The organism is Streptomyces sp. Edi2 (assembly GCF_040253635.1).
Lineage (GTDB): Bacteria > Actinomycetota > Actinomycetes > Streptomycetales > Streptomycetaceae > Streptomyces.
The window spans coordinates 923,242-937,334 of record NZ_JBEJGX010000003.1; the positions used below are offsets into that span (position 1 = coordinate 923,242).

Here is a 14,093-nt window from a genome sequence, read left to right on the forward strand (position 1 = left end):
GCCCACCGGCCGGTGCACGCCCGAATGACCGGCGGAATTCCCCACGCCTTCGCTGTTTTGCCAGGCGCATTCGGATATCTACCCGGCATCTGCCATGCATGCCCGGAGCGCGGCGCGTTGTGTGGTTAGGGTGCAGACATCAGAGCAGGGAAAACGCGACATTCCACCCTTCGCTTTCCACTCCACCGGTGAGGCATTTCGATGAGCCTGAGCATTCGTAACCAGATTTCCGGCACCGTTCTCTCCGTCACCCCGGGCGAGGTCATGGCGACCGTCAAGGTGCGACTGGAGGGCGGCCAGCAGATCACCGCGGCGATCACCCTGGAGGCGGTGAAGGAGCTGGGCATCGACGAAGGTTCCACGGTGCGCACACTGATCAAGTCCACCGAGGTCTCGCTCGCGACCGGCGCGGTGGACGGTCTGAGCATCCGTAACCGGATCCCCGGCACCGTCACCGATGTCACCACCGGCGGCGCGATGGCGGGCGTCAAGGTCGCCGTCGCGGGCGGGGAGCTGACCGCCGCGATCACCAGGGACGCGGCAGAGGACCTGGGCCTGGCCGCCGGTGCCGAGGTCACCGCGCTGGTCAAGTCGACCGAGATCGCGCTCGCCGCGGTCTGAACGCGGACCCGCCGAAGTCCCCTGCGTCACGGGGGACTTCGGCCTTTCCGGTGAGCGGCCCCTCCAGCGACCCCTCCCGCGTGCGACCTTCCGACGTTCGGTCAGGACGTGCCCGGCCCCGGCCCGCCGGACCAGGGCCTGTCCGCCCCGGGCGGGACGCAGGCGCCGAACCAGATGCCGGTGACGGCGCTGATGTAGCGGGCCCCGCAGTGGTGAACCGCACCCCGGTGGCATCGCGCAGGGCGTTGGCGAAGGCGGGTGCCACAGGGTTGAAGGGGCTCTCGCTCATCGACTTGGCGCCCAGCGGCCCGATGGTGTCCGAGGTCTGCATGAAGTGCACCTCGGTGCGCGGCACATCGGCGTAGGCCGGCAGCCGGTAGCGACGGAACGCGGGGGTGATGACCTTGCCGCCGTCGTCGGCGAGGACCTGCTCGAAGAGGGTCGCGCCGAGTGCCTGGGCCACCCCGCCCTCGACCTGGCCCCGGCACTGCATGGGGTTCATGACCTTGCCCGCGTCGGCCGAGTGCACGCTGCGCAGGATCTTGATCTCACCGGTATCCGGGTCGACGGCGACCCGGAACCACTGGGCGTTGAAGGCCACCGAGCGGGGCGAGCCGCCCCAGTGCCCGTCGGCCGCCCACGTCACCCCCCTGTCGTGCGCGGCCTCGTGGAGTTCCTTGAGCGGCACCGGCCGCCCCTCGCACTCCACCGCGTCCGCCAGCAGCCGGCACAGGCTCCGCGGGGTTCTGGCGTACTCCGCGGCGAAGGTGAGAATCCGCTCGGCCAGGCCGTTGGCCGCCTGCATCACGGCCTTGCCGGCCACCACCGTCCCGGCCGAGCCGGAAGCGCCGGTGTCGTGCCGTACGACATCGGTGTCGGACTGCCGGACAGTGAGCGGGTCCACGGTGGTGCCCAGCGCGCCGGCGGTGATCTGCTGGTGGACGGTGGTGGTGCCGTTGCCGAACTCCGCGGTGCCCACCGCGATGTCGTAGGTGCCGTCCTCCAGCAGCGTCACCGTCGCATCGGCGAAGTGCCCGCCGGGCGGTCCGGTGGCGATCATCGACATCGCGGTGCCCTGTCCGACCAGCCGGCCTTCCGGCGCCTCCTCGGCGCTGCGGTCCTCGGCAAGGGCCCGGCGGGCAGACCGTTGCAGAGGTTTCCGCCGACGGTCGCCCTGTTCCAGATCTTGAACGAGGCCAGGAAGGCGCGGCAGCACTGCTCGAACAGCGGGGCCGCGGGGCCTCGTAGCCGGCCGCGAAGCGGGAGAGCTGGGCGATGGTGCAGGTCGCCGCGATCTCCAGCGAACCGTCCGGCTGCCGGGTCAGCGGCTCCCAGCCCGTCCGGCTCAGGTCCACCAACCGCCGGATGTGCGGCTGCGGTTCGGAGAAGAGGTAGGTGCCGCCGCCCAGCCTGGCGGTACCGCCCAGCGTTAGCTGGGGGAACGTCGCCGCTGCGCCACGGGGCGCGCTGCCGGGCGTCACGTACGTCCCGCACCGTATTCAGGTCCATGCCACCGAGTGAAGCAACGCCGCCGCCCCGGGGACGACTGGTGCGCAGCACGGAAAAGCACCACTGCCGGGTCCGGTATCTGGAGAATCATCCAAGAGGGCTTTGGACCCAGGTGGCTGGCATTTACGATGCTGGTACTCACTTTCGCCTCGTGAATGTGAGATGCCGGGGTCACTCCCGGCAGCCGCCCAAGGAGTCCGCACATGCACGTCCAAGATCTCCTCCAGCTCGATTCGCTCGATCTGACCCTGCTGTGGGGCGAGGGCCCCCTGCTCACCCGGGAAGTCAGTGGTGTCACCGCCACCGATCTGGCGGACCCGGCGCGGTTTCTGCAGCCGGGCGAGCTGGTACTGAGCGGACTGGTGTGGTGGACGCCGGACGCGGACCGGACGACGGTCGACCGCTTCGTCTCGGCCCTGCACTCCGCCGGGGCAACCGCGCTGCTGGCCGGCGAGGAGACCCATGGCACGGTCCCTGACGTCCTGGTCGACTCCTGTCGTGAGCGGGGCATCGTCCTGGTGGCGGTGCCCGCGCACACCACGTTCCGCGCCATCACGGAGGCGGTGTACCTGCGCCAGTGGGGCGATCTGAGCCGGCGCCCCACCGAGCACCACGCGCTGCCGGAGAACGTCCGCACCGAGCTGGCCGGTCTGCTCGCCGAGGACGCGGCGCCGGACACGCTGCTGGACCGCGCCTTCGCCCATCTGGGCGGGCCGCCCTGCTATCTGGTAACGGCGACCGGCCGGGTGATCGCGCGGACGCCGGCCGCTCCGTATCTGCCGGCCGGTCAGGCCGCCCGGGAGCTGACGGCGGCGGCCGGCACCGTCCTGCGGATCGACGGCGAGGCCGGTCCGTACGACGACTGGCAGCTGTACCTGCAGGACCCGGCCGCCGCCCCGCCCCGGGTGCTGCACGAGATCGCCGAGGTCATGGCCCAGTACCGTCACCATGTCGAGCTGCGGCAGGCGGCCGGACGGCGGGCGGCGGACGCACTGTTCGCGCTTGCCGGGGCCGGTGCCTCCGACGGGCCGGCCGACGGTGCGGCGCTGGAGGCCGCGCTGCACGCCTGCGGGCTGCCGGCCACCGGGCCGTACCGGGTGGTGGCCGCATCGGGCGGCGAGGGGAGCGAGCAGACGGTGCGCGCGCTGGCCGAGGCGTTGCGGCACTCCCCCGGTGAGCCGTTCGCGGCGGGCCGGCTCCCTGGCGGTGAGGCGGTCGCCGTCGTGCGCACCGACCCCGATGCGAAGGACCGTCTCCCGCTCGGCGACGTGTGGCCGCTGGTGCACGCCTGCCGGCCGCAGACGCCGCTGCACGCCGGGGTCAGCGGCCAGGTACGGGCCGCCGACGGCCTCAACTCGGCGCTGGGCCAGGCACGTTACGCGATGGCGGCGGCGCGCGCCGGAGCGCCGGACGATGCCCGGGTGACCTCCCTCGAAGACCTCAGCACGCTGGGCGCTCTGCTCGCCGGGGTTCCCGCCGAGGTCCGCACGGCCTTCAGCAGCCGGGTGCTGGGCCCGCTGGCGCGCGCCGGGAGCACCTCGCACCGGATGCTCCTGGAGACGCTGGAGAGCTTCCTCGCCCACCACGGGTCATGGGCGCGTACCGCCGCGACGCTGCATCTGCATGTGAACACGGTGCACTACCGCATCCAGCGCATCGAGACGCTGACCGGCCACGACCTGTCCCGGCTCGATCACAAACTGGACCTGCAGGCGGCGCTGCTCTGCCGCTGAAGAGCTTCCGGGGCGGGCAGGGAACGGCGGTCTGCGGTCTGCGGCCGGCGGTCTGCGGTCTGCGGTCGGCGGTCTGCGGTCTGCGGTCGGCGGTCGGCGGTCGGCGGTCGGCGGTCGGCGGTCGGCGGTCGGCGGTCGGCGGAAGATCAGCGGCCTCCGGAAGACCGGCTCAACTGCGCCCGCCCGCCCGGTCGATGTGCACATTGGTGGACTTCACCCGGGCGGTGGCCCGCACCCCGACCTCGATCCCCAGCTCCTCGACGGCCTCCCGGCTGACCACCGACACCAGCCGGTGCGGGCCGGACTGGATCTCGACCTGTGCGATCACCTCGTCGAGAGTCACCTTGGTGACGATCCCGGCGAACGAGTTCCGCACCGAGGTCAGCACCTCACCCGGCACCGGATGCAGGCCCGCGGCGCGCTCCTTGGCGAACGCCGCCAGGCTCACCCCGTCGATCACGCGGTTTCCCGCGCCGCCCCGGTCCATCCGCAGCTGCCCGCCATCGGCCCAGCGGCGGACGGTCTCCGCACTCACACCCAGCAGCCCGGCTGCCTGACCAATGCTGTATGTCGGCACCCCCGCACTCTAAGGGCTGCCCCGTAGGCGGTGCCGCCCTCCTCCCCGCCGCCGCTCCCCCACCCCCCTGCTCCCCGTGGCGTGCACCCGCCGCATGCCCGCTGCGTACGCGCCGCGTATCCGTTCCGCCGCCGTGCGTCCGAACAGCGCAGTCCGATCCCCCATCGGTGCGGCCCCTTCACCCTTGGAGCCCTCCCCCCCTACGCCTGACTGCCACTCCGGGACAAACGCCATCAGCCGGGCATGACAAGGCAGTTGCGGATCACGGGGCCGGTCGAGCGGTATTCGGTATCACCCAAAATGCTGCTGTTTGTCAGATTTTTCCCCTTGCGACGCAAATATGCCGATGTGAATCTGGGATCCCATTCGTCGAAGGAGTTGATCGCATGGTTACGGATCGCACAGCGCCGGTCGAGACGGCCGCCCTGGCCGCCGAGGTCGAGGGACTGCTTGAACCCGCCGAGGCCGACGGTGTCTTCCGCGATACCCGCGAGTGCGGAGGTGCGCTGCTGCTGGCCGCGCTGCTCCTGATCTCGCCGCCCACCCCCCGGCCCAAGACCGACGTTCGCTGAGGCTGAGGGGAAAGCGTTGGCTGAACAGACGCAGGGAGCAGTCCCGCTGAGCGCTGTGATCGCCGATGCCGCAACCGGGGTCGCCCTCGCCCTGCGGGGCGAGGGCGGCCCTTATGCGTTGTCGGCCGTTCTGCGGCAGAGCGACGGGCTGGCTCCGGCCGCCCTCCGGGTGCTCGGCGCCGATGCGCTCGCTCCGTACGCAATGGACCATCCCGCGGCGCCCGTCGGCGGGGACGATACCGAGGTCGTCCGGCAGGCGCTCTCGGCCTATCCACCGGGAGCGGATGCCTCGGAGGTGTCGGTGTGGACCTACCGGGGCCTGGTCGAGGCCTCGCACGCGTTTCTGTCCGGGAGCGCTCAGCCCTGGCCGCCGCCACCCGAGGTCGCGGCCGGATGGGTCGAGGCCGACCCCTGGCCGAAGCTTGCGCATCGCGTGTCACAGCTCGCCGCGCTGGCGCTGCCCGGCCTCGCCCCCGGTCTCGCCGAGCAGCTGGCGGCACGCACCGACGATCTGGCCCGTGGTTTCGTCCGGGCGGTCCGCCGCCGGGACTGGCTGCAGGCGGCCGGTCTGGGCCGCTGGCTGTCCCGGCTGCCCGACGTGCCGCAGACCCTGGGGCTCGACAGCGGGCTGGCGTTCGTCCGCCACATGGGCGGCGCCGACCCCCGGGTGACGCTGCACCTCGCGGCCGCCCAGCGCTTCTACGGGCGGGGTTGGTGACCGGCGGACGGGGCGACCCCGGGCTGCTGGACCGGATGGTCCACGGCAGCCTGGGGTGGCTGGACGGAGCACGCGACCACTTCCGCCTGCCCCCGAACGTCACCACGGACGCCGACCCCAATCTGACCCTCAAACCGCTGGGTGAACTGGCCGAACTGACCCAGCTGATCGGCGTGTCGCACCCGTGCGACGAGATCCGGCAGACCGCCCGCGGACTGTTCGCGTTCGCCTGGAACGAGACCCGCGACGGCGAGCTGTTCGCCGAGCTGATCCGCGGTGAGCCGTTCGCCACCTATCCGGTCGAGCTGTACGGCGTGTTCGCCCAGGCCGGGCTGCGCCATGCCGAGGCCGACCGGCTGGTGGACCTCACGACCCGGCTGCGGGGCTGGCGGGTGGCCCGTGAGGATCACACCCGGACGCTCGGTGTACTCAATGCGGAGCGGCGGATCGGGCTGCGCCAGCACGCCGACTTCGGCGCCGTCCTGGCCCTGACCGGCCTCGGCGGGCTGCCGGAGCCCTGGGCGCTGGACCGCAGGGCGGCGTACGGCGTGACCCATGACGTCTTCCACCTCACCGACTGGGGCCGCAACCGGCAGCGGCTCTCCCCCGAGCTCGCCGGCTATCTGCGGCTGTGGCTCCCCTCCTGGCTGGAGAACTGGCTGGAGGAACAGCTGTGGGACCTGGCCGGCGAGTTGCTGGCCGTGACGGCCTGCCTGCCGCAGGCCCCGTACCCCGCACAGGCCTGGCAGCGGCTGGCCGGCGCCCGGGCGGCCGACGGCAGCGTGCCGGAGATCGGCGCCGCGCCGCCGGCCGGCGACCGGGCCGCCGCGTTCACGGCCTGCTACCACTCCACCCTGGTGACCGCGTTCGCCGCCACCCTCGCCCGTATCGCCTCCGACGAGGCCGAGGCCGGGCCCCCGGCCGGGGATACGGCGGGGGCGGACGGGCGGACCTCCTGCGAAAGCGAGACAGCCCCGTGACCGTGACGGCCGCATCCCCCGCCTTGCTGCACGGTGTCGGCGACCGGGCCCTGGCCTGGCTCGATGATCACCGTGAGCACTTCCGGCTGACCCCCGACGACTTCGCCACCAACGGCGCGGTCGTCGAACGGCTCAAGCCCATCGGGGAGCTGGCGCTCAATATGCAGGTGCTGTTCCGGGAGGGCGTGGCCGGCTCCCGGCAGAAGGAGCGGGCCGGGAAGCTGCTGGACTTCGCCTGGCGGGAGCTGCTGGACGGCGGCAACGTGCTGGCCCGGCTGCAGCACGACGAGCCGCTGTCCCCCGTGCCCCTGGAGGTCTATGCGACCTTCCACGAGCTCGGCCACCGCCACCCGGGGCTGGAGGCCGCGCTGGAGATCTGCCGGCGCACCACCACCTGGACGGCGCTGGAGATGATGCCCAACCGGCGGCTCGGCGTGCTCAACGCGGAGCGCAAGCTCGGCCTTTCGCCCAGCAGCGACTTCGACCAGGCCGTGGACCGCACCTGGCTGGGGCAGCTGCCCGAGCCGTGGACGGTGCAGCTGCACATCGCCTACGACCTCACCCACACCGTCTTCCACCTCACCAACTGGGGCGAGGCACCCGAGCGCATCCCGCCGGCCATCGCCGACTACCTCACGCGGTATCTGCCCGCCTGGATGGAGGACTGGGCGGACCTCGAACACTGGGATCTGCTCGGCGAACTCCTCGTCGTCGACGCCTGCCTGCCGCGGCCCACCCTGGACGCAAAGCTGTGGGCGCGGTACGCCGCCGCCCAGTCGCCCACCGGCGCGATGCCCATCCAGCGCCGGATGCCGGAGGGTGACGCGGCGCGGGTCTTCGACCTCGTCCACCACCCCACCCTGGTCGCCGCGTTCGCCTCCGCGATGGCCACCTCCCGGGCCCTGTCCCCCGTCGGATGACGACCGAAAGCCCCGGCCCCGCGCTCGGTGACCGCCTCGCGGACGCGGTCACCGAGATCGACGCGCCGGACGTCGTGCTGGCGGTCACCCGCAACGGCCGCCGGACCGTGGTGACCGGCGGCTCGGCGCTGGCCCCACCCACCCCCCGCCATGCGCTGCGCTACGAACTGGGCTCGCTGTCCAAGACCTTCACCGTGCTGCTGCTCGCCGAACTGGCCAGGGACGGGGTGCTGGCCCTGGACGACCGGCTCGTCGACCGTCTGCCCGAGCTGCCGCACCCGCACCCGCACTCGCGCCGGATCACCCTGTGGCATCTGGCCACCCACACCTCCGGGCTGCCACGGATCCCCACGGACCTGATCGCCGGCGCGCTGGTGCACCCGTACGCCAACGGCTACGCCCGGTACGACGCCGAGCGGCTGCTGCGCACCTTCGCCCGCACCCGGCCGCGGCACCGTCCCGGCACCCGCTGGCGGTACTCCAACTTCGGGCTGGCGCTGCTCGGCCCGGCCATGGCCGGTGCCGCCGGCGCCGGTTACCCCGCCCTGCTCACCGACCGGGTGCTGCGCCCCCTCGGGCTGACGGACACCACGCTGGGCCCCGGCACCACCGGCACCGACGCCATCGGCCACCGCACGAACGGGGTGACGCCGGTGGGCAGCGCCGACATGGGCGCCTTCGTCGCTGCCGGGTCGGTCCGGGCCACCCCCGATGACCTGCTCACCTACCTCGAAGCGCACCTCTCCCCCGACGGCACGCCGCTGGCCGGTCCGCTGCGCGACGTCCAGGTGCCGCTGCTGCGCCGCGGCCGGCGCAAGCGCCACACCCACACCCTGACGTGGTATCAGCACCCGTCTCCGCTAGGTCCGTTGCTCTTCCACGTCGGGGCGACCTTCGGCCAGCAGGCGTTCCTGGGCTATCACCCGGCGTCGCGCACCGGGCTGGTCGCGCTGGCCACCCGCCGCGGCCGCACGTGCCGGATGGTCAGTACGGCCTACGAGCTGCTGTACGCCCTGGCCGGCGATCCCTCCGCCTGAAGCAGGCGGTGAGGGCCGCCCCCGGTCACAGCTCGCCCGCCAGGATCCGGGCCAGCGAGGCCTGGGGCCGCTCCTCGCTGGCCCGGTGGAAGAGGTCCGCGTACGCCTCGTCGCCGATCGCCGCGCGGGCCCGCCGCTCGCACTCCTCGCGTACCGCGCGCAGCTCGGGCGTGCCGCGCTGTGGATGCCCCACGGTCCGCCAGAGGGCCTGGCCGCTGCCGTAGACGCGGGCGGCGGCCGCGCCGTGGCCCTGGGCCGCCACCGCGGCCGCGAGCAGGTCCAGGCCGAGCGCGATACCGAACTTGTCGCCGATGCCCGCTTTGGCCGCGAGCATCGCCCTGGCGTGGTCCGCCGATTCCGCCGGCCGGCCCTGGAACAGCGAGATCAGCGAGAGCTGGTAGTCGATATAGGACCGGGTCCAGTATTCGCCGCGCTGCACACACCCGCGGCGCAGCGCGCTCGCCGTGGCACGGGCCTCGGTGAGCTTGCCCAGGCCGGTCAGCGCGAAGAGCTGTACGAGGTGGCAGCGCAGCCGTCCGGGAGAGTCGAAGGGGGTGCGCCGCGCGGGGGCGAGCGCCTGTTCCGCGACGGTGTGCGCGGACCTCGGGCGGCCCGCCATCAGGTGGGTGAGGCCGGTGAGATAGCCCGCCTGGAGCTGCGCCTCCGCATCGTCACCGGCCCGTGCCGCGCGGGCGCACTCCAGGCCCAGGTCGTCGGCGAGCGTCAGATCGCCCTGCAGCAGTACGGCCACGCCGAGCGCCCACAGGGCCCGGGTGCGTGCCGGGCCCGGCTTCTGGTGGGCGGCCAGGGCGCGGGCCGTATAGTCCCTGGCCTCGTGGAGATGGCCGCAGCAGCTCCAGAAGAAGCCGATCGACGCGCCGAGGTCCTGGGCCCGTTCCGGGTCGGTGGCCAGGAGGTGGTCCAGTGCGGCGCACAGGTCGATGTGGGCCTCGGCGACCCTGCCGTACCAGCCGACCTGTTCGGGGCCCAGCCAGCCGCGTTCGGCGCGGCGGCCGAAGGAGGCGAAGTGCGCGGCGTGCCGGTCCGCCAGCGCCGTTGTCTCGTCCAGTTCGGCCAGCCACATCCGGCCGTACTCGCGCAGCGTGTCGAGCATGCGGTAGCGCGGGCCCTCGCGGGTGAGCACCGACTTGGCGGCCAGCGCGTCCAGGGTGGTGCGCACCTGTGCGGCGGTGAGCGGTCCGCCGGCGCACACGGCGCTCGCGGACTCCTCGTCGAAGGTGCCGCGGAAGACGGACAGCCGGGCCCACAGCAGCCGTTCCAGCGGGGCACACAGTTCATGGCTCCAGCCGATGGCGCAACGCAGCGTCCGGTGCCGTGGCAGCCGTACCGGTCCGTCGCCGTCGAGGGTGTCGAGGCGGGAGGCGAGCCGGTCGGCGATCTGCTCGACGGAGCTGTCCGCCAACTGGGCGCCGGCCAGCTCCAGGGCCAGCGGGATGCCTTCGAGGCGGCGGCAGATGACGGCCGCCGCCGTCGCCTGCGGTGGTGCGGTGAGCCGCAGGCCGGGGGCCGCGGCCGTGGCGCGTGCGGTGAACAGGGCCAGCGCGTCGTTGTCGCCGGTGCAGGGCAGCGGACCGATCTCGGTGGTCCATTCGCCGACGAGGCCCAGCGGCTGCCGGCTGGTGACCAGCACGGTCACGCCGGGGGCGGCGGTCAGCAGGTCTGCGAGCAGGTCACGGCAGGCGGCGACGAGGTGTTCGCAGGAGTCCAGCACCAGCAGCAGCCGTTTGCCGGCGAGCCCTTCGCACAGCACCGCCACCGGCGTCCGTGCCGTGTGGTCGGCCAGCCCGACGGCATCGCAGACGCTCGCCACCAGCCGCCCCGGGCCGCGCAGGGGCCACAGATCCGCCCAGCAGACGCCGTCGGGAAACCGCGCCGCCGCCGCGCGCGCGGCCCGCATCGCGATCCGGGTCTTGCCCACACCGCCGGGGCCGGTCAGGGTGATCAGCCGGTGTTGGGTCAACTCGTCGTCGATCCTGCGCAGTTCGGCTCGTCGGCCGATGAAGCTGGTCGGCTCCTCGGGAATGTTGCTCGCCACCGGCCCAGTGTGCCCCAGCCGCGGCGCCGGCCGGAGTCCGCAGCGGCGGGCCGGGGCGCGGGGTTGACGGCCGCGGGCCGGGCAGGGCGGTCCTCGTCAGGGCGTGACGACGGGGAAGGTGGGGTTCGGCGTACGCACGAGGCCGAGCAGCCGGTCCAGCGCCCCGGTCTCGCCGTGCGGCACGGCGTCGCCGGGACCGCGGCCGGCGAGCAGGTCGAGCAGCTGGGGCTTGGTGAGGGTGAGTGTGAGGTCCGGGGTGCGTCCGCCGGACCGGGTGGGGGCGCCGGGTGAGCTGAGGTGGGTGAGGGCTCCGTGGGAGAGCGTCAGGTGCCAGGTCCGGTCCTCTTCGGGGAGGTAGAGGTCGAGGGTGAGCGCGGTGGACCACGCCCGGGGGCCGTCGATGCGGATGGCGAGCGTGTCGAGGAGCTGGTCGACGGTCAGAGCCAGGGCGATCTCGGGGTCGGCGGTGTCGGGGCGGGCCTCGGCCAGGGTGCCGCGCAGCTCCATGGCACCGGTGAGGTAGAAGTTCCGCCAGGTGCCGTTCTCGCAGCCGTGGCCGAGCCGTTCGTACACCAGGGCCAGTTCCCGCCGGGCGCGGAGGTTGTGGGGGGCCGCGAAGACCGCGTGGTTGAGCAGCGTGGCCGCGAACCGCAGATCGCCGTCGGCGGCGTAGCGCTTGCCCGCGTCCACCGTGGCCTCGACGCCGCCCATGGTCTCGACATAGCGCCTGGACTGCTCGGCCGGCGGGTGTTCCCACAGGTGGGCGGGGTTGCCGTCGAACCAGCCCAGGTAGCGCTGGTAGATCGCCTTGACGTTGTGGCTGAGCGCGCCGTAGTAGCCGTGCAGGGCCTGGTCCTGCTCCAGGGCGGGCGGCAGCCGCAGCTCCTCGGCGATCTCAGTGCCGGTGAGCCCTTCGTTGAGCAGCCGCAGGGTCTGGTCGTGCAGATAGGCGTACAGGTCACGTTGGTGGGCCAGCAGGGTCTTGACGCGGTCCTTGCCCCAGGTGGGCCAGTGGTGGGAGGCGAAGGCGACCTCCGCCTCGTCGCCGAAGAGGGCCAGCGCCTCGCCCAGGTAGCGGGACCAGGCCCGGGCGTCACGGACGGCGCCGCCCCGCAGCGGCAGGACGCTGTGCAGGGTGTGGGTGGCGTTCTCGGCCAGGCACAGGGCCTCGTGCGCCGGGAGGCAGAGGTTCATCTCGGCGGGTGCCTCGGTGCCCGGGGTGAGCTGGAAGACGATGCGTACGCCGTCGACGATCTCCTCCTGGCCGGTGCGGGTGATGTCCACGGTCGGCGGGATGAGCGTCATGGTGCCGGTGGAGCGGGTGGTGCCCAGACCGCAGCCGATCTGGCCGTCGGGGCCCTTGGGGAGCCGTGTTCCGTACATGTAGACGGAACGGCGGGTCATGGCCGTACCCGCGTAGGCGTCCTCGCGGACCGCGTGCCGGAGGAAGCCCGCCGGGGCGAGCACCGGGACGGGGTGGTGGTCGTGCGGCAGGACGCCCCGCCCGCCGCCGAAGTGCTCCGCGTGCGAGTGGGTGTAGATCAGGCCGGTGACCGGCCGGTCGCCGCGGTACTTGCGGTAGAGCTCCAGGGCCGCGGCGGCGGTCTCGACGGAGACCAGCGGATCGATGACGACGACCCCGTGGTCGCCCTCGACCAGCGTCATATTGGACAGGTCCAGGCCGCGGGCCTGGTAGATGCCCTCGGTGACCTCGTACAGGCCCTGCCGGCTCACCAGCCGGCCCTGCCGCCACAGGCCCTCGTCCGCGGTCTCGGGGCAGTTCCCGGCCAGGAACCCGTAGGCCTCTGCGTCCCAGATCACCGTGCCGTCGTCCGCGGTGACCTGGGGCGGGTCGAGCGCGGCGATGAAGCCACGGTCGGCGTCGGCGAAGTCCTGGTGGTCATCCACGGGTGCAGCGGTCACGGAACGCTCCCTCTCCGGGGCGGCGGGCCACATTCGGCGGACCCATGCAACCGATTTAACCGAATTTGCCGGGTTATCGCATGTGTGCAGGGATCCCTCCCCGGCGGGGTGCACAGGGCACGGCCGCCGACCGGCTCACCCCTGCGGGGGGCCTGCGGTCGGCGGCTGTCGCCTGCCCTCGGGGAGGGCGCGTCACGTGCCGCGGCGGCTCTTGGACGCTGCGGCGACACACATGGCACCCAGCAGGAACGTCAGGGCGCCGATGACGACGTTGTTCCAGATGACACCGGCGTCCGGGCCGCTGCCGACTATCCAGGGCGAGATGATCATCCACACGCCGATCGCGCACATCGCGCCGCTCAGGCCGTACATCCGCTCAGGGGTCACGGTGAAGCCGACCGCCAGGAGGGCGATCGCGATACCGAGGATGAGGTTGTGCGTCACGAGCGCCGGCTGTGCGGCGGTGAAGTGGAGGATCCACGGCGAGACGGCGCAGTACAGACCGACCAGCAACACCGGCCCGTCGACGAGTACCACGTCACGCCCGCCGAGCACCCGCTCGTACCGAGCCTGCATCTCAGAAGCATCGGGGTGACCTGCGAGATCTCCCCTGTGGTGTGAGACGTCGGCCATGCGACTCGCCTCCTTCGCTAGCGGTCTGGCCGTTCAGCGTGGCATCGAGCCGCGCACTTTTATTCTGCGCTTATGTCGCCTTTATGTGTAGATGAAGTGCCAAGTGAATTTTGCCGGGTAGTGGCCGTACCGCCCTCACCTGCGGTCCGGCGCCCGCCCCAGGCCCAGATTCCAGCGCCCGCCGCGGCCGCTCAGCTCGGTCACGGTCAGCGGCGGCACATCCAGCCGCCAGAACGCCTCCACGGGAACCCCGAGCGCGCAGACCGCCGCCGCCCGGACGACATCCGGCTCGACCACGGCCAGCACCCGGCCCGCCTCCAGGGCCATCCGCGCCAGCCAGGCCTCGATCCGGTCACAGAGCTGCCGCAGGGACTCCCCGCCGTGCCCCGTGAAGTCCGGGTCCGAGAGCCAGGCGGACACCGCGAGCGGTTCGGCGTCGGCGACCTCCGCAAGGGTGCGGCCGCGCCAGCCGCCCATCGCGCAGCCCGCCAGCTCCGGCGCGGGACGGGCCGGCAGTCCGAGCTCCCCGGCCGTGCTCCGGCACCGGGCGGAGGGCGAGACAAAGGTCCGGGAGGCGGCCGGAAGCGCCCCGGCCGCCCCCCGGGCACGGCGCAGACCGGCCTCGCTCAGCGGGCCGTCGTCGTCGAAACGCACCTCGCGCTGGGCATCGCCCGCAGCCGGTGAGACCAACATCACCCGAGTTGTCATGCCCTCTTCTCTCGCTGTTCACCGGCACCGGCAACGCCGTACCCGCGCAAGGGAGTTGTCCGGCCCGCGCGCCTTTCCCCACACCTCTCCGCCCCCTACGCGGCCT

General features: G+C 72.8%; 12 protein-coding genes and 2 pseudogenes. 7 read left to right on the forward strand and 7 right to left on the reverse strand.

All coding sequences use genetic code 11. From position 1 onward, the window contains the following. The first annotated feature begins 201 nt into the window (after positions 1-201). Positions 202-621, forward strand: a complete 420-nt coding sequence (locus tag ABR737_RS07435) for a TOBE domain-containing protein (protein ID WP_350249395.1) — start codon at positions 202-204, stop codon at positions 619-621. Between the two features lie 211 nt (positions 622-832). Here ABR737_RS07435 and ABR737_RS07440 read toward each other — a convergent pair. Both ABR737_RS07440 and ABR737_RS07445 read right to left on the reverse strand, forming a co-directional pair. Then, a pseudogene (locus ABR737_RS07440) lies at positions 833-1,759 on the reverse strand (xanthine dehydrogenase family protein molybdopterin-binding subunit); the annotation flags it as partial. Further along, positions 1,747-2,130: pseudogene (locus ABR737_RS07445) on the reverse strand (FAD binding domain-containing protein); the annotation flags it as partial. The pseudogenes ABR737_RS07445 and ABR737_RS07440, both read right to left, overlap by 13 nt. A 203-nt stretch (positions 2,131-2,333) precedes the next feature. Here ABR737_RS07445 and ABR737_RS07450 point away from each other — a divergent pair. Next, positions 2,334-3,863: a PucR family transcriptional regulator gene (locus ABR737_RS07450; RefSeq protein WP_350249396.1), complete on the forward strand. Its 1,530-nt coding sequence runs from the start codon at positions 2,334-2,336 to the stop codon at positions 3,861-3,863. Positions 3,864-4,032: 169 nt separating this feature from the next. Here ABR737_RS07450 and ABR737_RS07455 read toward each other — a convergent pair whose 3' ends face one another. Next, entirely contained in the window at positions 4,033-4,440 is a 408-nt protein-coding gene (locus ABR737_RS07455; RefSeq protein WP_350249397.1) for a TOBE domain-containing protein, read from the reverse strand. A gap of 386 nt (positions 4,441-4,826) precedes the next feature. On the opposite strand from ABR737_RS07455, the gene ABR737_RS07460 reads away from it, so the two are divergent. The 5 genes from ABR737_RS07460 to ABR737_RS07480 are packed head-to-tail and all read left to right on the forward strand — an operon-like array spanning position 4,827 to position 8,667. Then, positions 4,827-5,012 (forward strand): hypothetical protein, encoded by a 186-nt coding sequence (locus ABR737_RS07460; RefSeq protein WP_018091704.1) that lies wholly within the window; start codon positions 4,827-4,829, stop codon positions 5,010-5,012. Positions 5,013-5,028: 16 nt separating this feature from the next. Next, positions 5,029-5,730, forward strand: a complete 702-nt coding sequence (locus ABR737_RS07465) for a hypothetical protein (RefSeq protein WP_350249398.1) — start codon at positions 5,029-5,031, stop codon at positions 5,728-5,730. Continuing rightward, entirely contained in the window at positions 5,727-6,710 is a 984-nt protein-coding gene (locus tag ABR737_RS07470; protein WP_350249399.1) for a DUF6895 family protein, read from the forward strand. Before ABR737_RS07465 ends, ABR737_RS07470 begins: the two co-directional genes overlap by 4 nt. Then, positions 6,707-7,630, forward strand: coding sequence for a DUF6895 family protein (locus ABR737_RS07475; RefSeq protein WP_350249400.1), 924 nt, complete (start codon positions 6,707-6,709; stop codon positions 7,628-7,630). Before ABR737_RS07470 ends, ABR737_RS07475 begins: the two co-directional genes overlap by 4 nt. Further along, the gene (locus tag ABR737_RS07480) at positions 7,627-8,667 is read left to right on the forward strand and encodes a serine hydrolase domain-containing protein (RefSeq protein WP_350249401.1); all 1,041 of its coding nucleotides are present in this window, start codon (positions 7,627-7,629) and stop codon (positions 8,665-8,667) included. The genes ABR737_RS07475 and ABR737_RS07480 overlap by 4 nt, the downstream gene beginning before the upstream one ends. A 25-nt stretch (positions 8,668-8,692) precedes the next feature. On the opposite strand, the gene ABR737_RS07485 is transcribed toward ABR737_RS07480, so the two are convergent. The 4 genes from ABR737_RS07485 to ABR737_RS07500 form a co-directional block, all read right to left on the reverse strand. After that, positions 8,693-10,723, reverse strand: a complete 2,031-nt coding sequence (locus tag ABR737_RS07485; RefSeq protein WP_350249402.1) for an ATP-binding protein — start codon at positions 10,721-10,723, stop codon at positions 8,693-8,695. Between the two features lie 96 nt (positions 10,724-10,819). Then, positions 10,820-12,646 (reverse strand): alkyl/aryl-sulfatase, encoded by a 1,827-nt coding sequence (locus ABR737_RS07490; RefSeq protein WP_350249403.1) that lies wholly within the window; start codon positions 12,644-12,646, stop codon positions 10,820-10,822. Between the two features lie 192 nt (positions 12,647-12,838). Further along, positions 12,839-13,279: an SPW repeat protein gene (locus ABR737_RS07495; RefSeq protein ID WP_336050976.1), complete on the reverse strand. Its 441-nt coding sequence runs from the start codon at positions 13,277-13,279 to the stop codon at positions 12,839-12,841. Positions 13,280-13,414: 135 nt separating this feature from the next. Beyond that, a complete protein-coding gene (locus ABR737_RS07500) occupies positions 13,415-13,987 on the reverse strand; it encodes a histidine phosphatase family protein (RefSeq protein WP_350249404.1) in 573 nt (190 codons plus the stop codon). Positions 13,988-14,093 lie beyond the last annotated feature (106 nt).

What these genes read in the sequence shown, in the direction of transcription:
- ABR737_RS07435 (WP_350249395.1), top strand. Translation starts at nt 202, where the DNA reads ATGAGCCTGAGCATTCGTAACCAGATTTCCGGCACCGTTCTCTCCGTC.
- ABR737_RS07480 (WP_350249401.1), top strand. Translation starts at nt 7,627, where the DNA reads ATGACGACCGAAAGCCCCGGCCCCGCGCTCGGTGACCGCCTCGCGGAC.
- ABR737_RS07450 (WP_350249396.1), top strand. Translation starts at nt 2,334, where the DNA reads ATGCACGTCCAAGATCTCCTCCAGCTCGATTCGCTCGATCTGACCCTG.
- ABR737_RS07460 (WP_018091704.1), top strand. Translation starts at nt 4,827, where the DNA reads ATGGTTACGGATCGCACAGCGCCGGTCGAGACGGCCGCCCTGGCCGCC.
- ABR737_RS07495 (WP_336050976.1), bottom strand. Translation starts at nt 13,279, where the DNA reads ATGGCCGACGTCTCACACCACAGGGGAGATCTCGCAGGTCACCCCGAT.
- ABR737_RS07500 (WP_350249404.1), bottom strand. Translation starts at nt 13,987, where the DNA reads ATGACAACTCGGGTGATGTTGGTCTCACCGGCTGCGGGCGATGCCCAG.